The organism is Pseudomonas sp. UW4 (assembly GCF_000316175.1).
GTDB lineage: Bacteria > Pseudomonadota > Gammaproteobacteria > Pseudomonadales > Pseudomonadaceae > Aquipseudomonas > Aquipseudomonas laurylsulfatiphila.
Genome location: NC_019670.1, coordinates 5,312,030 through 5,329,993, shown reverse-complemented (window position 1 = coordinate 5,329,993; position 17,964 = coordinate 5,312,030). Strand labels below are relative to the sequence as shown.

Annotated in this window: 17 protein-coding genes; 4 read left to right on the top strand and 13 right to left on the bottom strand. The window is 60.0% G+C overall.

Annotated features, from left to right (window positions below; all coding sequences use genetic code 11):
* Positions 1-25 precede the first annotated feature (25 nt).
* Positions 26-493, top strand: a complete 468-nt coding sequence (locus PPUTUW4_RS23570; protein WP_015096875.1) for a hypothetical protein — start codon at positions 26-28, stop codon at positions 491-493.
* Positions 490-1,179, top strand: a complete 690-nt coding sequence (locus PPUTUW4_RS23565) for an energy-coupling factor ABC transporter permease (RefSeq protein ID WP_015096874.1) — start codon at positions 490-492, stop codon at positions 1,177-1,179. The genes PPUTUW4_RS23570 and PPUTUW4_RS23565 overlap by 4 nt, the downstream gene beginning before the upstream one ends.
* 18 nt (positions 1,180-1,197) lie before the next feature.
* On the opposite strand, the gene yacG is transcribed toward PPUTUW4_RS23565, so the two are convergent.
* From yacG to PPUTUW4_RS23545, 4 genes are read right to left on the bottom strand one after another with little or no spacing between them, the layout of a single operon-like run.
* Positions 1,198-1,398 carry a DNA gyrase inhibitor YacG gene (gene yacG, locus PPUTUW4_RS23560; RefSeq protein ID WP_007970539.1) on the bottom strand — a complete coding sequence of 67 codons (201 nt, stop codon included), beginning with the start codon at positions 1,396-1,398 and terminating at the stop codon, positions 1,198-1,200.
* Positions 1,395-2,018, bottom strand: a complete 624-nt coding sequence (gene coaE / locus PPUTUW4_RS23555) for a dephospho-CoA kinase (RefSeq protein ID WP_015096873.1) — start codon at positions 2,016-2,018, stop codon at positions 1,395-1,397. The genes yacG and coaE overlap by 4 nt, the downstream gene beginning before the upstream one ends.
* On the bottom strand, positions 2,015-2,887 hold the full coding sequence (locus PPUTUW4_RS23550; protein ID WP_015096872.1) for an A24 family peptidase: 873 nt from the start codon (positions 2,885-2,887) through the stop codon (positions 2,015-2,017). The genes coaE and PPUTUW4_RS23550 overlap by 4 nt, the downstream gene beginning before the upstream one ends.
* Position 2,888: 1 nt before the next feature.
* Complete coding sequence (locus tag PPUTUW4_RS23545) at positions 2,889-4,106, bottom strand: type II secretion system F family protein (RefSeq protein WP_015096871.1); 1,218 nt, start codon at positions 4,104-4,106, stop codon at positions 2,889-2,891.
* Positions 4,107-4,333: 227 nt separating this feature from the next.
* On the opposite strand from PPUTUW4_RS23545, the gene PPUTUW4_RS23540 reads away from it, so the two are divergent.
* Positions 4,334-4,756 carry a pilin gene (locus PPUTUW4_RS23540; protein WP_015096870.1) on the top strand — a complete coding sequence of 141 codons (423 nt, stop codon included), beginning with the start codon at positions 4,334-4,336 and terminating at the stop codon, positions 4,754-4,756.
* A gap of 301 nt (positions 4,757-5,057) precedes the next feature.
* Complete coding sequence (locus PPUTUW4_RS23535) at positions 5,058-5,414, top strand: BON domain-containing protein (protein WP_015096869.1); 357 nt, start codon at positions 5,058-5,060, stop codon at positions 5,412-5,414.
* Positions 5,415-5,629: 215 nt separating this feature from the next.
* Here PPUTUW4_RS23535 and PPUTUW4_RS23530 read toward each other — a convergent pair whose 3' ends face one another.
* From PPUTUW4_RS23530 to folK, 9 genes are all read right to left on the bottom strand, one after another.
* The gene (locus PPUTUW4_RS23530) at positions 5,630-8,587 is read right to left on the bottom strand and encodes a DUF748 domain-containing protein (RefSeq protein ID WP_015096868.1); all 2,958 of its coding nucleotides are present in this window, start codon (positions 8,585-8,587) and stop codon (positions 5,630-5,632) included.
* A gap of 93 nt (positions 8,588-8,680) precedes the next feature.
* Positions 8,681-9,697: a class I SAM-dependent methyltransferase gene (locus PPUTUW4_RS23525; RefSeq protein ID WP_015096867.1), complete on the bottom strand. Its 1,017-nt coding sequence runs from the start codon at positions 9,695-9,697 to the stop codon at positions 8,681-8,683.
* A 177-nt stretch (positions 9,698-9,874) separates the two neighbouring features.
* A complete protein-coding gene (locus PPUTUW4_RS23515; RefSeq protein ID WP_015096866.1) occupies positions 9,875-10,747 on the bottom strand; it encodes an oxygenase MpaB family protein in 873 nt (290 codons plus the stop codon).
* A gap of 108 nt (positions 10,748-10,855) precedes the next feature.
* A complete protein-coding gene (gene acs, locus PPUTUW4_RS23510) occupies positions 10,856-12,793 on the bottom strand; it encodes an acetate--CoA ligase (protein WP_015096865.1) in 1,938 nt (645 codons plus the stop codon).
* A gap of 193 nt (positions 12,794-12,986) precedes the next feature.
* Positions 12,987-14,651: a glucose-6-phosphate isomerase gene (gene pgi / locus PPUTUW4_RS23505; protein WP_015096864.1), complete on the bottom strand. Its 1,665-nt coding sequence runs from the start codon at positions 14,649-14,651 to the stop codon at positions 12,987-12,989.
* Positions 14,652-14,875: 224 nt separating this feature from the next.
* On the bottom strand, positions 14,876-15,256 hold the full coding sequence (panD, locus tag PPUTUW4_RS23500) for an aspartate 1-decarboxylase (RefSeq protein WP_003228271.1): 381 nt from the start codon (positions 15,254-15,256) through the stop codon (positions 14,876-14,878).
* 197 nt (positions 15,257-15,453) lie between these two features.
* Positions 15,454-16,314 carry a pantoate--beta-alanine ligase gene (gene panC, locus PPUTUW4_RS23495; RefSeq protein ID WP_015096863.1) on the bottom strand — a complete coding sequence of 287 codons (861 nt, stop codon included), beginning with the start codon at positions 16,312-16,314 and terminating at the stop codon, positions 15,454-15,456.
* On the bottom strand, positions 16,311-17,111 hold the full coding sequence (gene panB, locus PPUTUW4_RS23490) for a 3-methyl-2-oxobutanoate hydroxymethyltransferase (protein ID WP_015096862.1): 801 nt from the start codon (positions 17,109-17,111) through the stop codon (positions 16,311-16,313). The genes panC and panB overlap by 4 nt, the downstream gene beginning before the upstream one ends.
* A 364-nt stretch (positions 17,112-17,475) precedes the next feature.
* Complete coding sequence (folK, locus tag PPUTUW4_RS23485; protein WP_015096861.1) at positions 17,476-17,961, bottom strand: 2-amino-4-hydroxy-6-hydroxymethyldihydropteridine diphosphokinase; 486 nt, start codon at positions 17,959-17,961, stop codon at positions 17,476-17,478.
* Positions 17,962-17,964 lie beyond the last annotated feature (3 nt).

Genomic DNA, 17,964 nt, shown 5'->3' with positions numbered 1-17,964 from the left:
CCTGTGATTGAACAAGGGGGTCAAGGTGAAATATTGGTCGCTATTAATACTCAGTCTGCTGCCGCTGTGGGCCAATGCGCTGGAGGTGGGCGAGCGGCTGGTGCCATGGACATTGCTTGACCAGTTCGATCAGGCCTTCACTCTCGACAGTCGCACTCAGACGCTGCTGGTGGCGCGCAGCATGGAGGCGGCGAAACTGGTCGATGCGGCGTTGCAAGGTCAGCCCGAAGGCTATCTGGAGGCCCGGCACGTGGTCTTTCTCGCGGACATCCAGCGAATGCCACGCTTGATCGCGAAAATGTTCGCAGTGCCGGCCATGCGTGATTACTCCTACCGGGTAATGCTGGATCGTGACGGTCGTGTCGCACCGCGCTACCCCGGCGCTGTGGATAAAGTGCTGTGGTTGCAGCTCAAGGATGGTCGATTGATGGCTCAGCACGAATACGCCACGGCTGCACAATTGCGTGAAGCGCTGGAGACGTCTGGTCCATGATCGGCGCTGAGCTGCTGTCACCGCAGAGCCTGACAGTCGGCTGGATGATCTATGTGCCGGTGCTGCTTTGGGCGATGTGGCGCGCTCCCTGGGTTGAACTGTTCACCGACAGCCGTCGCCAGCATTTATTGTTCGGCACGGTGTTCGCGTTGTTCATGCTGTGGCTGGTGCGGCGGGATTTCGATACCGGGGTGTCTTACCATTTCATTGGTATGACGGCGGTCACACTGCTTCTGGACTGGCCGCTGGCGATCGTCGGCGGGCTGGTCGCGCAGTTGGGGCTGGTGCTGCTCGGCCGACAGGACCTGGCGGCGGTCGGGGTCAATGGTGCGCTGTTGATTGCGCTGCCGGTGCTGGTCACCGAGTGCTGCGCGATCCTGGTGGAGCGGGCGCAGCCACGAAATCCCTTCGTGTATATCTTCGTCTCCGGATTCTTTGCCGCCGCGCTGTCGGCATTGCTGTGTCTGCTGCTGGCGCTTTGGTTGTTATGGTTCGACGAGCGTTTTGCCATGCCGTACTGGCTGGAAGATTTTGTCGGATATCTATGGCTGATCATTTTTCCCGAAGCGTTTATCAACGGCATGATCGTCAGTGCGCTGGTCGTGTTTTGTCCGGAGTGGCTTGAGACGTTCAACCGCACCCGCTACCTCTCGGCTCCCTGGAAGGACGACGATCCCAAGCCCTGAAATCGTCGACCCGGTGGATCAGTGGCGCGGGTCGAAGTCACCGCTGAACATCTCGTCCTCGGCATCGGGGGCCACTGGAATCTTGTGCTCTTCGGACGCCCAGGCGCCCAGGTCGATCAGTTTGCAGCGATCGGAGCAGAATGGCCGGAATTTGCTTTCGGCGGTCCATTCCACGGGGGCGCCACAGGTTGGGCATTCGACGGTTGTTGGTTGGCTCATGACTGGCCTCCACGCAAAGTAAGATAAAAGTGATGCAGGCGTTCGACCTCGCTGTGCAGCCAGGCCAGGTCGCGGTCATTGACCACGACGTCGTCGGCATGACTTACGCGATCCTGACGGCTGGATTGGGCCTTGAGAATCGCCTGGACCTGCTGCTCGCTGGTCTGGTCACGTTGCAGGGTGCGTTCAATCTGCAATTGTTCCGGGGCATCGATCACCAGTACCCGTTGGGTCATGGCGTACTGGCCGGACTCGATCAGCAGCGGCGATACCAGAATCGCATAAGGCGATTTTGCCAGCGCCAGGTGATGAGCGATTTCCTCGCCGATCAGTGGATGCAGGAGGCCCTCCAGCCAGCGGCGCTCTTCAGGCACTTCGAAGATCAATTTGCGTAGCGCAGCGCGGTCCAGTTGTCCGTCGGCCTGCAACACACCGGGGCCGAAGTGTTCGGCGATTTGTGCCAGTGCCGGGCGGCCGGGTTCAACGACCCAGCGAGCGGCATGATCGGCGTCGACCACATGCACGCCCAGATCGATGAAGTGTTGGGCGGCCGCGCTTTTACCGCTGCCGATGCCGCCGGTCAGGCCGAGAATCCAGGGTTTTTCCACAGGGGTATTCATTTCAAACCGACAAACTGCCAATAGAGGTCGGTTATTTGACCACCCCAGAGCAAGGCAATCCAGCCGGCAATGGCCAGATAAGGACCGAAAGGGATCGGTGTCGAGGTTTTTGCATTGCGCAAGCGCAGCAGCACCAGCCCGATAATGGCACCCACCAGCGAGGACAGCAGGATGGTCAGGGGCAAAATCTGCCAGCCACCCCAGGCGCCCAGCATCGCCAGCAGCTTGAAATCACCGTAGCCCATGCCGTCCTTGCCCGTGACCAGCTTGAACAGCCAGAACACCGACCACAGCAGGCCGTAGCCGGCGACCGCCCCCCAAAGCGCCTCGTGCAACGACACGAACAGGCCGAAACTGTTGACGATCAACCCCAGCCATATCAACGGCAGCACCAGTACGTCCGGCAATATCTGATGTTCGGCGTCGATCAGGCTCATCGCCAGCAACCCCCAGCTCAGGATCAGCATCAGGCCGGCCGGCCAACCGAAGCCGAAGTGCCAGGCAACAAACGCTGACAACAGGCCGCAGGCCAATTCGGTCAACGGATAGCGCGGGCTGATCGCCGCCGCACAGGCTGAACAACGGCCGCGCAAAAACACATAACTGAGCAGCGGGATGTTTTCCCAGACGCGGATTCGGTGTTCGCAGTGCGGGCATTGGGAGTGGGGCAGCAACAGGTTGTAGGTCGGCAACGGCGTTTCGCCAGGCAGCCCGAGAATGTCATGGGCCTGCTCACGCCAGTCGCGTTCGAGCATTTTCGGCAGGCGCCAGATCACGACATTGAGGAAACTGCCGACCAGCAGGCCGGTGATGCCTGCGAGAAGGACAAAGGCCAGCGGAGAGTGAATCAGGATTTCATTCAAGGGCATGTCAGATCGCTGAGCCAAGTTGGAAGATGGGCAGGTACATGGCAACTACCAGTCCACCGACGATAACACCCAGCACCACCATGATGAACGGCTCTATCAGGCTGGTGAGGTTATCGACCATGTTATCGACGTTGTCTTCGTAGAACCCCGCGACTTTGTCGAGCATGGCGTCCAGGGTGCCTGACTCTTCGCCGATGGCCGTCATCTGAATCGCCATGTTCGGAAAGACGCCGCAGGTACGCATGGCGAAATTCAATTGCATGCCGGTCGAAACGTCTTGCCGGATGCGCAACACAGCGTGCTTGAACACGCTATTGCCAGTCGCGCCGGCCACTGATTGCAGGGCCTCCATCAGCGGCACGCCGGCAGCGAAAGTGGTCGACAGTGTGCGGGCGAACCGGGCCACGGCGGACTTGTGCATCAGGGTGCCCACCAGCGGCAGCTTCAGCAGCCAGGTGTCCATCCGGTCACGCAAGGCTGGGGACTTTCCGAGGATGTGGCGCACGCCGAAGGCCATCGTGAGCAGCGCGCCCAGGACCACCCACCACCAGGCCTGCATGAATTGCGACAGTCCAATGACCATCACGGTAAAGGCCGGCAGTTCGGCGCCGAAGCCTTTGAAGACCGACTCGAACTGCGGCACGACATTGACCAGCAGAATCCCGGTGACAATCGCCGCGACGAATACCACCACCAGCGGGTAGGTCATGGCTTTCCTGATCCTGGCCTTGAGGGATTCGCTTTTTTCCTTGTAGGTCGCGACTCGCTCCAGAAGGGTGTCGAGGGCACCGGCCTGTTCGCCGGCATCCACCAGGTTGCAATACAGTTCATCGAAATACCGGGGCTTCTTGCGCAGGGCGGCGGCAAAGCTGCTGCCTGCCGCAACTTCCTGTTTCAGTTCGTCCACCAGCGTGCGCATGGCCGGATTGTCGAAGCCCTCGCCGATGATGTCGAAGGACTGCAACAAAGGCACGCCGGCCTTCATCATCGTCGCCATTTGCCGGGTGAACAGGGCGATGTCCTGGGCCTTGATACGCTTGCCCATGCTGAAAACCGATTGGTTTTTCTTGCGAACCTTGCCCGGACTGATGCCTTGCTTGCGTAGTTTCGCCTTGATCAGCGCCGGGTTTTGAGCGCTGAGTTCGCCGGTCACTTTTGTGCCTTTGCGGTCGATGCCTTCCCATGCATACACGCTGATTTTCGCTGCCTTGACCGCCATGTTCAGTCCTGGGGATTCCGATTGAATTGCTCTTATAGCCTAGTCAAAGGATGAGGCCAAACCCGCAAGGGTGAGGTGACAAAAAACGTCAGATAGTGCGGGTCCTGGTAGGAGGAAAAGGCCTGACGGCTACCAGATCCCTTGCCAACAGGGGCTTCCGGCCTTGGCACAGGCTGTGCTGCCATGGGGCAGGTCATGAGCCTCCGACTCATGCATGGAGCTTGTAAATGAACAATCAGAAAGGTTTTACCCTGATCGAGTTGCTTGTCGTGGTGGCGATCATCGGGATCCTGGCAACACTGGGCCTGCCGATGTATTCCAAGTACCAGGCCCGGGCCAAGGTCACGGCGGCGATGGCCGAGCTGACTGCGATGAAGGTGCCGTTCGAGGATGTGATCAATCAGGGGGAAACGCCGACAATTGCCAACGTGGCGCCCGCCGGTGAGGCATCGACCACCCATTGCGCCCTGTCTGTGACGGCTACAACGCCGGAGGGCGCGGGATCAATCGTTTGTACGTTGCACAATGCCCCGGGGGTGGTCCAGGGCAAAACCGTCACCCTGACACGGGACGAAACCAAAGGCTGGTCATGCAAGAGCAGTGTTTCCCCGGATTACTTGCCTAAAGGGTGTTCCGGTTCTGCGGCATGAGTTGCTGAATCAATTCCCCGCTTTTTTGCGGGGTTTTCCTGTTTGTCGACCCGTCCTCAGAAGCTAAAAAGAAAGCTCAGAAATTTCAGCATCTTAGGAACTTTCCACAAACCCGCAACTTGCATGCAGTGTTTGTGCATCTCGTGCATTTTGCATGATTCCGAAAATTGGCTGATATTATAATTCATTGATTTATAAGGTTTTATTCTCGGTTTCAAAGTTGGCACAGCGTTCGCAATACCCTTGGTAACCCTGCCGACAAGACACCCGGCAGACTTTCCGAAAAACAGGAGTTACTCGTATGAAGAAGTTCGCTATCACTGCCGCTGCTGCTACCGCGCTGACCCTGACCATGGGCAACGCCGCGTTTGCTCAAACCACCCAGGCAACCCAGTCGCCAATGGTGCTGGCTGCCGGTGAGATGACCGAAGCGAAAGAAGCTACTTCCGATACCTGGATCACCACCAAAGTCAAAGCTGACCTGATGACTGAAAAAGGCATTCCAGGTAGTGACATCAAGGTTGAAACCAACAAAGGTGTGGTATCGCTGTCGTCAACCACCGCCGTGACCGATTCGCAAAAGGAAATGGCTGTGGCCATCACCAAGAAAATCAAAGGCGTCAAGGCGGTCTCCGCTGACGGCCTGAAAGCCGAGTAAGGCAAGACTTCTCGCCTGGACCGGGAGAAGGCGCGACAGACGAGCCGAGTCATACGTCTATTGCAACCTGAGTGTTCATGCGAAGGGCCAAACGGATATTGGCCATCACAGGCCCCGCGCAATTTTGCCGGGGCCTGTTTTATTTGGGGAGAAATACAAAAAGCTGTGCGGGCTATATGAAGTTTTGGTGATGCCCCATCAGCTCTGACCGGGCATCACTCGGCATCCAGATGCATCGGTGTCACCACGCGGCCGTCACTTTCCGCTTCGCCCAGATTGGCGTCGATGAAGTACACCCGCTGATCTTCCAGTTTGGCCTTGTCGACCAGGTAATCCTTGATGCTGCTGGCGCGCTCCTGACCCAGTTGACGCAACAGTACGTCACTGGAGCTCCAGAACTTGATCACCTCGGCGCGCATTTTCGCGGTGCGCTCTTCCTTGCCCAGGTCCTTCCATTCGGCAGGGGGCTGGGTTTTAAGGCGGGTGCGGTAGATGCCTTCGAGCAACGGGCCTTTTTCCCCGTCCGGCACTTCGAGCAACGAAGCCTGGGCCGGGACCTTGTCGCCGCGACGCTGGAGCATTTTGTAGTAGTTGTACTGGTACTCACGCTCCAGGCGTTGTTCGGCGATCAGCGGGCCATCGCTGCTCTGGGCGGCGGTGCCTTCGATTTCCAGGCGCAGTGCCGGGCGTTCCTTGAGCGCATTGGAGAGTTTGTCCAGGGCGGCTTCGGCGTCCTTGCCCAATTCGCTGGACCCCGCTGCGAATGAAACGCTGCCCAGGTCTTCCGAACCGCCACCGTTGACCAGCCCGCCAATGAGTTTGAACGGTGCCGCCGCGGCTTTGACGATCAGGTTGCGCAGGGTCTGCCAGATAATCGGCATGACGCTGAACTGAGGGTTGTTCAGATCGCCGGTGACCGGCAGCTCGATGGAGATCTTGCCGTCGACGTCCTTGAGCAAGGCAATGGCCAGTTTCAGCGGCAGGCTCACGGCATCCGGGCTGTCGACTTTTTCACCCAGTTGCAGTTGCTCGACCACCACTTTGTTTTCGGCTTTGAGCTGCCCCTTGGTGATCTGGTAATGCAGGTCGAGATTGAGCCGGCCCTTGCGGATTCGGTAGCCGGCGAACTTGCCGGAGTAGGGGGTCAGCGTGGTCAGTTCCACGCGTTTGAAGCTGGTGGCGATGTCGAGGCTGGCCATCGGGTCGAACGGGTTGACCGAGCCCTTGATGGTCACCGGCGCGTAGCGATCGACCTTGCCCTTGACGTCGACACTGGCCGGTTTCCGCTGGCGGCTGTCGATGGTGCCGATCTGCCCGTTGAGTTGCTGGACGGCGGTGGCGAAGTTCGGGGTCAGGCTGAAGTCGGCGAAGTTGGCCGAACCGTCATTGATGAAAATACCGCCGATGTGGATGCCAAGAGGTTTTTCGTTGCTTGTCGGTTTGCTCGTTGCCGGTTTTGCCCCGGTGTCCGCCGGTTGCGCAATCAGCAGGTCGTCGATGTTGGTGGTGCGATCATCGTTGATCATGAAACGCGCATAGGGCTGGAACAGGTTGACCTTGTCGATCGACAGGCTGTCCCCATGCTGATAGTTCAGGCCTTCGACCACGACCTGTTGCCACTTGAGGAAGTCGCGGGTTTTCAGGGTGTCCAGGGTATGCAGCTGATCGACCTGGGCGCGACCGGTGACGTTGAAGGCCAGGGGCTCGGTGCTTTTCAGGTTGACCGCCAGATCGCTGCCGAGCATGCCGCTGCGCAGTTCCAGGCGAATGAAGGGCGTGATGTAGGACTGGGCAACCCGCAGGTCGATGTCTCTGGTCTGGACCTTCAGCCTGGCGCTGACCGGGGCCAGATTGACCTCGCCGTCGGCCATGATCTTGCCTTGCTTGCCCACACCGGTATCGAGCTTGAGGGTAAAGGGCGAGCCGTTGAGGCTGTCGAAGTTTTGCAGGTCGAGGTTCAGCGGAGCCAGGTCCAGGGCGACGGCAGGCTGTGCCTTGCGGTCAGCCAGATGCACCTTGTAGTCGCGCAGTTGCACATCCTTGAGCAGCACCTGCCAGGGTTTGTCGGGTGCGCCCGGTTCGGGTTTCGGTGAGTCTGCCGCCGCCGGAGTGCTGGCCGGTTCGGCATCCGCCTTGGCTTTGGCGGTGGCTTTTGACGGTTGGCTGGCGAACAGTTTCTGCCAGTCGAGTTGGCCGTCCGGTTCCAGCGCGGCCCAGGTTTCCAGTTTGTGGCTGCGGATCTTGCCGACCACCACCTGCTGTTTGGCCAGGTCCACAGTGGTTTCGCTGACGTCCAGTCGCTCAAGCTTTACCAGTGGCCGGCCATCCGGCGCCTTGATCGCGAAGGGGGCGACAGTGACCGCTACATTGCTCAGCAGCAGCTCGGTTTCCTTGGACAGACTGAGTTTGTAGTCGGTGCTGATGCTCATGATGCCGTTTTCGAGATCCAGTGGAACGGCATCGCGCACATAGGGCCAAAAGGCTTTCATCTTGCCATCAGTGATTTTCAGCTTACCTTCGGAGGCGATCGGGATCAGGCTGAAATTGCCCGTCCAGTCGATCTGTCCGCCATTGGGGCCGACGGCCACCAGGGTCATGTCGGCACTGTCATCGGGCAGGGTGCTGAGGTTCTTCAGTTCGAAGTCGAGGGAGTCGTAGAGAAACTCGATAGGCTCGCTGGGCCGGGCGTCTACAAAGTGCAGGGCGCCGCCGGCCAGCTTGATGCGCTCGATATGCAGCGGAAACGGCTTGGCGTTCGGGTCGGCGGGCGTGGGTTCACTTGCTGGCAGTTTGAACAGCCCGAGCAGATTGAGTTTGCCGTCCTTGCCGAACAGGATTTCGGTCTTGGGCTTGTCCAGTTCGACATCGGACAGGTGCACCGCCTTGGTCCACAGGCTGTCGAGTTGCAGATCGGCGTACAAACGTTCGAAAGCGACCTGCTCCTTGCCGGGCTCGCCGATGTTCAAGCCCCAGAGGGTCAGTTCAAGGCTGAACGGATTGAACTCGATCCGCTGGATCGTGGCGGGGGTGGTGGCGTAGTTGGCCAGTTGCTGGTTGGCAATGCGCAACGCCACACCCGGTAAAATCAGAAAACCCAGCAAGCTGTAGAGAGCCAGAGCAGTCAACAAGGCGCCGATGGCGCGAATCAATCCTTTGTACATGTGCGGCTTCATCTGTCTGAATCGGAGTGCCTTGGAGTATGGCACGCGTTTCCGGTTCCGAAGTGATTGAACTGTCGAGGAAGTTTCAGATTTCTCCCACAGCTGTCAGAGCTGCAGAATCAGGGTTTTCAGCGGTGGTTGCTGATCCATCGACGGGAAATCGGCACCTGGTTTCATCACGCTCCATTCACGCACCGGCCGCCCGGCTTTCTCCGCACAACGCAAAACCTGCTCGCGCCAGTCGTCCATGCTGACTTTCGCCAGGTTGTTGCAGCAGATCAGCACGCCGTTGTCGGCGGTGGTCAACAAGGCCGGCTTGAGCAGGCTCTGATAGTCGCGCAGCAGGTCGACGGTGCCGAATGCGCTCTTGGCCCAGGCCGGAGGGTCCAGCAGCACCAGATCGTACTGGCGCTGTTCCAGGCGCTGATAGCTCGGCAGTTTTTGCCCGCGGCGCTGGCTGATCGGCAGGCCGGCCAGTTGGCGAATGGCCGGGAAGTAGTCGGACTGGATAAATTCCATGGGCGGCAACTGCGGGTTGAGTAAACCGTTCTCGCGACCGACCGCCAGGTTGCCTTCGGCGAAGTCCAGGTTGCACACCTCGCGCGCACCGCCGGCGGCGGCACTGAGGCCGACGCCACAGGTGTAGGCGAACAGGTTCAGTACGCTTTTGTTCTTGCTGTGATCCTTGACCCAGCCGCGGGTGTTGCGCAGGTCAAGGAACAGCAGCGGGTCTTGTCCGGCATGGCGGCCACGCACCCGATAGTTCAGGCCCCATTCGTGACCAACCAGGTCTTGCAGGGCGGCTTCGTCGGCGCGGTAGACGATGTCTTCGCGATCGATGCGCGAGTTACCGCGGGACCGGTCGTTGTAGACCAGCAGGGTTTCAAAACCCAGGTATTGGTTGATCGTGTCGTGCAGTTGCAGCAGCGCCTCGCGCTCCAGCGGCTGATGGAAGCTCTGCACCAGCAATTGCGGGCCGTAGCGGTCGATGGTCAGGCCACCTGCACCTTCCTGGCTGCCGTGGAACAGGCGATAGCAGTCGGTGCCCTGCTGGTGCAGTTCGGCGAGCAGGTCCTGGCGTTGATCGAGGGCGGCGCGCAGCGCCTGATTCAAGGAAGACATGCTGGGCGCCTTGCAGGAGAGAATTGGGCGCGGGAGTTTAACACTGTGGAGCTGGACCGAGGTGCTCCCTTCGCGAGCAGGCTCGCTCCCACACTGGATTCGTGTCGTACACGGGAACTGCGACCAACAAAAGTCCCCTGTGGGAGCGAGCTTGCTCGCGATGCTTTTCGGCTGTGTCTAACTCAACAACCCCATCCGTCGCTTGGCCCGATGCACCGATCCATTACGCACCGCCCAGCGCAGCATTGGCGCGCTGCGATTGACGCTGGCGCGGATCAGTTTGCGTTGCAGCGGGTTCTGGCTGACGCCGAGCATGTCACTGGCCCAATCCGGCAGCAGATCGATCCCCGCCTGCATCATCAGCCCGCCGAACGGCTTGGCCAAACGACTGGGAGAGGGCGCGTTCAACAACAGGCGCAGCACCTCGCGGCTGCGCTCGTCGCACAGCAGTTGCGGGCGCATGCGCTCAAGGTAGTCGGCAATGGCCTGTCGCGAACGGGGCACATCCCGGGCACCGAGACGCTCGGCTACCAAGGCGATCTCTGCGTAATAGCGATCCTGATCGGCTGGGGACAGATGCGGGTTGCGATAGCGTAAATGTGCGGCGAGGAAGTTGCTGACCTCGGCGACGTGCACCCAGGTCAGCAGATCGGGATCGCTGGCGGCATAGGGGCGTCCATCCGGCGCCGTGCCGGTCACCTGCAAGTGAATGGTGCGAACCTTCTCGATCAACCAGTCGGCGTCTTGCCGCGAACCGAAGGTGGTGCCGGAGATGAACTGCCCGGTGCGACGCAAGCGACCGAGCATGTCCTCACGAAAATTCGAATGGTCCCAGACCCCGGCCAATGCCAGCGGGTGCAGGGCCTGCAGCATCAGGGCGCTGATGCCACCGATCAGCATGCTGCTGAAATCGCCATGGACTTGCCAGCTCACCGAGTCCGGTCCGAACAGCCCAGGGTCGCCCTTGGGGTTTTCCAGGTCGAGCTTGCCCAGGGACAAACCGGTCAGGCTCATGATCTGGGTTTCGATGCGGGTGCGGATGAATTCCATGGTGTACCGGTAATTTCCTGTAGGAGCTGCCGCAGGCTGCGATCTTTTGACTTTGCCCTGCAGGGTCAAAAGATCGCAGCCTGCGGCAGCTCCTACAAAGAGCGAGCATTATTGATTCAGGCGTTTATCGATCAGCCCTTGCACGACGCTTGGGTCGGCCAGGGTCGAAGTATCGCCCAGGCTATCGAGTTCGTTGCAGGCGATCTTGCGCAGAATGCGCCGCATGATCTTGCCTGAGCGGGTTTTCGGCAAGGCTGGCGCCCATTGGATCAAGTCCGGTTTGGCGAAATTGCCGATTTCCTTGCCGACCAGGGCCAGCAATTCCTGCTTCAGTTCATCGCTGGTCTCAACGCCGTTCATGGGCGTGACGAAGACATAGATGCCCTGGCCCTTGATGTCGTGGGGGTAACCGACCGCAGCGGCCTCGGCGATGCTGTCGTGCAGCACCAGTGCGCTTTCCACTTCGGCGGTGCCGATACGGTGGCCGGACACGTTGATCACATCGTCGATGCGCCCGGTGATCCAGTAGTCGCCATCTTCATCGCGCCGCGCGCCATCGCCGGTGAAGTAGTAACCGGGATACGGCTTGAAATAGGTGTCGACCATGCGCTGCGGGTCGCCATAGACGCTGCGGATCTGCGCCGGCCAGCTGGATTTTATGGCCAGTACGCCGCTGCCGGCGCCTTTGATTTCCTTGCCTTGCTCGTCGAGCAGCACCGGCTGCACGCCGAACATCGGTTGTGTGGCGCAACCGGGCTTGATCCGTTGGGCGCTGACCAAAGGGCTGAGCATGATGCCGCCGGTTTCGGTCTGCCACCAGGTATCGACGATCGGGCAACGCTCTTCGCCCACCTCATGGAAGTACCACTCCCACGCTTCCGGATTGATCGGTTCGCCGACCGTACCCAGTAGCCTGACGCTGGCGCGGGAGGTTTCCTTCAACGCGGCGGGCCCTTCGCGCATCAACGAACGCAGGGCCGTCGGGGCGGTGTAGAAAATGTTCACCTTGTGCTTGTCGATCACCTGCCAGAAGCGCGAGGTCGTCGGGTAGCTCGGCACGCCCTCGAAGATCAGCGTGGTCGCGCCGTTGGCCAGCGGGCCGTAGACGATGTAGCTGTGGCCAGTGACCCAACCGACGTCGGCGGTGCACCAGAAGACCTCGCCATCGCGGTAATCCAGCACGTACTTGAAGGTCATCGTCGCTTGCAGCAGGTAGCCGCCGGTGGTGTGCAGCACGCCTTTGGGTTTACCGGTACTGCCGGAGGTGTAGAGGATGAACAGCGGGTCTTCGGCGTCCATCGGCTCCGGCGGGCAATCGGCGCTGGCTTCGCGCAGGGCCTGCTGGTACTTGATGTCCCGTCCTTCGACCCAGTTCACCTGTGCATTTCTGCGCTCGACCACCAACACGGTGCTCACGTTCGGGCAGCTTTGCAGCGCCTTGTCGACGTTCTGCTTGAGTGGCACGGGCCGGCCGCCGCGCACGCCTTCGTCGGCGGTGATCACGGTGCGGCAGTCGGCGTCGAGAATGCGGTCGCGCAACGAGTCCGGGGAGAAACCACCGAACACCACCGAGTGCACTGCGCCGATGCGGGTACAGGCAAGCATGGCGTAGGCTGCCTCGGGAATCATCGGCATGTAGATGCACACGCGGTCGCCTTTTTTCACGTCACGGCTTTTCAGCACGTTGGCCAGGCGGCAGACGTTTTCATGCAGTTGTTTGTAGGTGATCGATGTCGAGTCGGCAGGGTCGTCGCCTTCCCAGATGATGGCGACCTGATCGCCGCGTTTTTCCAGGTGCCGGTCGATGCAGTTGTAGCTGACATTCAATTGCGCACCGGCAAACCAGCTGGCCTCGCCGGTCTTCAGATTGTAGCGCTGGACGGTTTCCCAGGGCGCGCTCCAGTCGAGAAAACGCGTGGCCTGTTCGGCCCAGAAGGTGCTGGGGTGTTCAATGGATTCGCGGTACAGGCGCTGATAGTCGTCTTGACTCAATTGTGCAGCCCGGCGGACGGCATCGGCTTTGGGGAACTTGCTGATATCGAACATGACGGTTCCTTATTCTTGTTTTGCGACAAGGATAAAGATGCGCCGAGTGGTCAATGGGTTCAAGCCGTACACAAAACAACTGTGGGAGCGAGCCTGCTCGCGAAAGCGTTGGGTCAGTCAACATCAAAGTCGACTGACAAACCGCATTCGCGAGCAGGCTCGCTCCCACAAGGTACAACAGGGCGGTGTCAGATTATCCGCGGTGACGACCGCGGAAGTAGTTGATCAGCCCTTGAGTCGAGGCGTCTTCGGCCGGGGTTTCTTCGCTGCCGACCAGGCGGTTGTAGACACCCTTGCCCAGCTCCTTGCCCAGCTCCACGCCCCACTGGTCGAAGGCGTTGATGCCCCAGATCACGCTTTGCACGAAGACTTTGTGTTCGTACATCGCCACCAGTGCGCCGAGGCGACGCGGGCTGATGCGCTCGACCACCAGGGTGTTGCTCGGACGATTGCCCGGGATCACCTTGTGCGGCGCGAGTTTGTGTACGTCGGCTTCGCTCATGCCTTTATCGCGCAGCTCGGTTTCGGCTTCGGCCAGGGTCTTGCCGAGCATCAGTGCCTGGCTTTGCGACAGGCAGTTGGCGTACAGCCACTGGTGGTGGTCGGACACCGGGTTGAAGCTGACGATCGGCACGATGAAGTCCGCCGGAATCAGTTGGGTGCCCTGGTGCAGCAGCTGGTGGTAAGCGTGCTGACCGTTGCAGCCGACGCCGCCCCAGATCACCGGCCCGGTGTCGGTGGAGACGGGCTTGCCGTCCTGGCGCACGCTCTTGCCATTGGATTCCATGTCCAGCTGTTGCAGGTGCTTGGTGATGTTACGCAGGTAGTGATCGTACGGCAGGATCGCGTGGCTTTGCGCACCCCAGAAGTTGCCGTACCACACACCGAGCAAGGCCAGCAGCACCGGCATGTTCTGTTCGAACGGTGCGCTCTGGAAGTGCTGGTCCATGGTGTAGGCACCGGACAGCAGTTCCTTGAAGTTGGACATGCCGATGGCCAGGGCAATCGGCAAGCCGATGGCCGACCACAGCGAGTAGCGGCCACCGACCCAGTCCCACATCGGGAAGATGTTTTCTTCGCGGATACCGAACGCTACGGCGGCGGCGTTGTTGCTCGATACCGCGATGAAATGGCGATACAGCTCGGCTTCCGAACCACCCTGGGCCAGATACCAGGCACGGGCGGCCTGGGCGTTTTTCAGGGTTTCGAGGGTGTTGAAGGATTTCGACGAAACGATGAACAGCGTGGTTTCGGCACGCAGCTTCATGGTCAGTTCGTGGAATTCGCTGCCGTCGATGTTCGCCAGGTAATGGCAACGCACGCCTTTCTGGGCGTAGGACAGCAAGGCTTCGGACACCAGTTCCGGGCCGAGGAAGGAGCCACCGATGCCGATGTTCACCACGTCGGTGATCGGCTTCTCGGTGTAACCGCGCCACAGACCATCGTGGATACGGCCGACGAGGTCGGTGATCTGGTTCAGCACCTTGTGCACTTCCGGCATCACGTTGACGCCGTTGACCGACAGCTTGTCGCCAACCGGGCGGCGCAGGGCTGTATGCAGGGCTGGACGGCCTTCGGAAGAGTTGACGATTTCGCCGTCGAACAGCGATTTGATCGCGCCCTTCAGGTCGACTTCGTTGGCCAGGCCTACCAGCAGATTACGGGTCTCGGCGTTGATCAGGTTTTTCGAGTAGTCGAGAAACAGGCCGCAGCTGCTGAGTGTGAACTGAGTGAAACGCTGCGGATCGGCATTGAAGGCCTCGCGCATGCTGAAATCCTGCATGGCTTGGCGGTGGTCATTCAACGCTTGCCAGGCAGGCAGAGCGGTAACGTCGTGAGGAGTGCGGTAATACGCCATCGCTGCGGGTTTCCTTTTTACTTGAACGGCCTTTTGAACACTAAAAATCCCGGAGCGCTGTGGGTGGGCGTTCCGGTCAACTGCGTCGACACGATTTCATGGCGCAGGGCGAATACAGTAAACCCCGCGCAATGATCTGTCTTGACTTTGTCTGACCTGTTTCCGGTACTTTTTTAACATCGAAGTTAGGAATGGTCCGACAAACGGAACAGACAGGGCTCGGATCAGGCGACCTGGACCGGAATGGCATTGCTGGTGTGGCTCAGTTCATTGCCTGGTGCCATGTAGAGCATGCGTGGCTTGAAGTTGAGCAGTTCGGCTTCGCTGTAATGAGCGTAAGCGCAGATGATCACGCGATCACCGACCTTGGCCTTGTGCGCCGCGGCGCCGTTGACCGAGATCATGCGCGAACCTTCTTCGCCACGGATGGCGTAGGTGGTGAAGCGCTCGCCGTTGTCGACGTTGTAGATCTGGATCTGTTCGTACTCGCGGATGCCGGACAGGTCCAGCCATTCACCGTCGATGGCGCAGGAGCCTTCGTAATCGAGTACAGCGTGGGTGACTTCGGCGCGATGCAGCTTGGCTTTGAGCATGATGGCGTGCATGAATGTTTCCCAGGTCGGAATCGAACGGCGGGCAGTTTGCCCGAAGGCTTAAGAGGCAGCAATACAGTCTGTTTGGGCGCAGAAGCCCCACTGTGGGAGCGAGCTTGCTCGCGATGAGGGCCTGACATTCCAACAGGTGTGCTGGCTGACAGTCCGCTATCGCGAGCAAGCTCGCTCCCACAGGGTTTTTTTGTTGTTTAGATTGGCGCGTCGAGGTTCAGGTGCAGGTTGTCGATCAACCGCGTCGTACCGAGGAACGCCGCCACCAGAATCACCAGGTCACGATCCTGCGCCGTCGCCGGGCGCAGGGTCAGGGCATGGCGGATTTCCAGATAGTCAGGACGCAGGCCAGCCGTTTCGAGCTGTTTGACCTGCGTGTCGATCAGCGCCGGGTAATCGCGTTCGCCCTGCTTGATCGCCTCGCTGATCGCATTCAGCGTGCGGTAGACCACCGGTGCCACTGCGCGTTGCTCTTCGTTGAGGAAACCGTTGCGCGACGACAGCGCCAGACCATCGGCCGCCCGTACGGTCGGCTCACCGATGATCTGGATCGGCATGTTCAGGTCATGTACCAGCGCGCGAATCACCGCCAGTTGCTGGAAGTCCTTCTCGCCAAAGATTGCCAGGTCCGGCTGGACCATGTTGAACAGCTTGCTGACCACCGTCGCCACGCCTTCGAAATGCCCCGGCCGGCTTGCGCCACACAGGCCTTCGGACAATTGCGGGACACTGACGCGGGTCTGGCCGGTCATGCCGTCGGGATACATCTCCTCGACGGTTGGCGCGAATAGCAGATGGCAACCGGCCTGGAGCAGTTTTTCCTGGTCGGCGGCGAGGGTGCGCGGGTACTTGTCGAGGTCTTCGCCAGCACCGAATTGCAGCGGGTTGACGAAGACGCTCGCCACCACGAAGTCCGCCCGTTGGGAGGCCTTGGTCACCAGCGCAACGTGGCCGCTGTGCAGGTTGCCCATGGTCGGCACAAAGGCAATGCGCTTGCCTTCGCTACGGGCACGGGCTACGGCGGCCCGCAGTTCACGTACGGTTTTTACGGTGTTCATGCAGAGAATCCGTGTTCGATTCCAGGGAAAGTCGCCGCCTTGACTTCAGTCACGTAGGCATTCAATGCAGCTTCAATACTGGTCTGGCCAGTCATGAAGTTCTTCACGAATTTTGGCATGCGGCCGGTTATGGACAGCCCCAGCATGTCGTGCAGAACCAGCACTTGGCCATCGGTGCGATTGCCGGCGCCAATCCCGATCACCGGAATCTTCACCGCCTGGGTGATTTCTTCTGCCAGCTCGCTCGGGACGCATTCGAGCAGCAGCATGGCCGCGCCAGCCTGTTCCAGGGCGATCGCGTCGGCACGCATCTGCCGCGCCTGGTTTTCATTACGACCCTGGACCTTGTAGCCGCCAAGGATGTTCACCGACTGCGGCGTCAGGCCCATGTGCGCGCACACAGGGATGCCGCGCTCGGCCAGCAGGCGGATCGAATCGGCCAGCCACAACGCTCCTTCGACCTTGACCATGTGCGCGCCGGCCTGCATCAACAGGGCGCTGTTGGTCATGGCTTGTTCGGTGGTGGCATAGGCCATGAATGGCAGGTCGGCGAGGATCAGGGCATCGCTGTTACCGCGTTTGACGGCAGCCACGTGGTAAGCCATTTCTGCGGTGGTGACAGGCAAGGTGCTGTCGTGGCCCTGCAAAACCATGCCGAGGGAGTCGCCCACCAGCAGCACTTCGACGCCGGCCTGGTTGCAGGCGTGGGCGAAGGTTGCGTCGTAGCAGGTCAGCATGGTGATTTTTTCACCTTTTTGCTTCAGACCTTGCAGGGTGGTCAGGGTGATGGCTGGCATGAAAAGTTCCTCATTCAGGCGCTGTGGAAACTACTGCGAGTAACGCGCGTGATTCTTCGTTGAATACAGGCGCACGCTCTTTCGTCGTGCTTTTAAGGCCTGGATTGCGCCCTTGAACGCCGTGTAGGCGGCAGCGGGACGCCTATAGTCGTGAGGAGAACGAGGGAAGTCAATTGCGTGTGTTACCGCATTGTTACGGGTGGGGTGTTACCGGAGTAACTGATGCGATTCAGCAGCAGATCTTGTGCCCGACACAAAGCCAATGTGGGAGCGGGCTTGCTCGCGAAGGCGGTGTGTCATCCAGAATCAATGTTGGCTGAAACACCGCTTTCGCGAGCAAGCCCGCTCCCACAGGGGATTTCGGTCAATTTTGGGGCAGGCGTTCCAGGCCGACGAACGGGCATGCCTTGAGCAGTTCGGCCAGGGTTCGGCCATCGGCGAGTTGCAAATCCGCAGGTGCCAGTTCCGCCAGCGGGTAAAGCACGAAGGCCCGTTCCTGCATGTGGTAGTGGGGAACCTTGAGGCGCGGTTCGTCGATCAGGCGATCACCGAACAGCAAGATGTCGAGGTCCAGTGTTCGCGGTCCCCAGCGTTCAAGGCGCTCGCGACCCTGGCCGTTTTCGATGGCCTGCAAGGCATCCAGCAATTCCAGTGGAGCCAGCGTGCTTTCGAGCGCGGCCACCGCATTGGTGTAGCGCGGTTGTCCGGGAAGCAGTGAGTCGCTTTGATAAAACGCAGAAACCCCGACCAGTCGGGATCGCGGCAAGTACGCCAGCGCCTCGGCGGCGCTGCGCAATTGTTCGGCGGGGTCAGCCAGATTGCTGCCCATGCCGATGTAGATGCGTTCCATGGA

What these genes read in the sequence shown, in the direction of transcription:
- PPUTUW4_RS23535 (WP_015096869.1), top strand. Translation starts at nt 5,058, where the DNA reads ATGAAGAAGTTCGCTATCACTGCCGCTGCTGCTACCGCGCTGACCCTG.
- folK (WP_015096861.1), bottom strand. Translation starts at nt 17,961, where the DNA reads ATGGAACGCATCTACATCGGCATGGGCAGCAATCTGGCTGACCCCGCC.
- yacG (WP_007970539.1), bottom strand. Translation starts at nt 1,398, where the DNA reads ATGAGCCAACCAACAACCGTCGAATGCCCAACCTGTGGCGCCCCCGTG.
- PPUTUW4_RS23530 (WP_015096868.1), bottom strand. Translation starts at nt 8,587, where the DNA reads ATGAAGCCGCACATGTACAAAGGATTGATTCGCGCCATCGGCGCCTTG.
- PPUTUW4_RS23525 (WP_015096867.1), bottom strand. Translation starts at nt 9,697, where the DNA reads ATGTCTTCCTTGAATCAGGCGCTGCGCGCCGCCCTCGATCAACGCCAG.
- pgi (WP_015096864.1), bottom strand. Translation starts at nt 14,651, where the DNA reads ATGGCGTATTACCGCACTCCTCACGACGTTACCGCTCTGCCTGCCTGG.
- PPUTUW4_RS23565 (WP_015096874.1), top strand. Translation starts at nt 490, where the DNA reads ATGATCGGCGCTGAGCTGCTGTCACCGCAGAGCCTGACAGTCGGCTGG.
- PPUTUW4_RS23550 (WP_015096872.1), bottom strand. Translation starts at nt 2,887, where the DNA reads ATGCCCTTGAATGAAATCCTGATTCACTCTCCGCTGGCCTTTGTCCTT.
- coaE (WP_015096873.1), bottom strand. Translation starts at nt 2,018, where the DNA reads ATGAATACCCCTGTGGAAAAACCCTGGATTCTCGGCCTGACCGGCGGC.
- PPUTUW4_RS23545 (WP_015096871.1), bottom strand. Translation starts at nt 4,106, where the DNA reads ATGGCGGTCAAGGCAGCGAAAATCAGCGTGTATGCATGGGAAGGCATC.
- panB (WP_015096862.1), bottom strand. Translation starts at nt 17,111, where the DNA reads ATGCCAGCCATCACCCTGACCACCCTGCAAGGTCTGAAGCAAAAAGGT.
- PPUTUW4_RS23515 (WP_015096866.1), bottom strand. Translation starts at nt 10,747, where the DNA reads ATGGAATTCATCCGCACCCGCATCGAAACCCAGATCATGAGCCTGACC.
- PPUTUW4_RS23540 (WP_015096870.1), top strand. Translation starts at nt 4,334, where the DNA reads ATGAACAATCAGAAAGGTTTTACCCTGATCGAGTTGCTTGTCGTGGTG.
- panC (WP_015096863.1), bottom strand. Translation starts at nt 16,314, where the DNA reads ATGAACACCGTAAAAACCGTACGTGAACTGCGGGCCGCCGTAGCCCGT.
- panD (WP_003228271.1), bottom strand. Translation starts at nt 15,256, where the DNA reads ATGCACGCCATCATGCTCAAAGCCAAGCTGCATCGCGCCGAAGTCACC.
- acs (WP_015096865.1), bottom strand. Translation starts at nt 12,793, where the DNA reads ATGTTCGATATCAGCAAGTTCCCCAAAGCCGATGCCGTCCGCCGGGCT.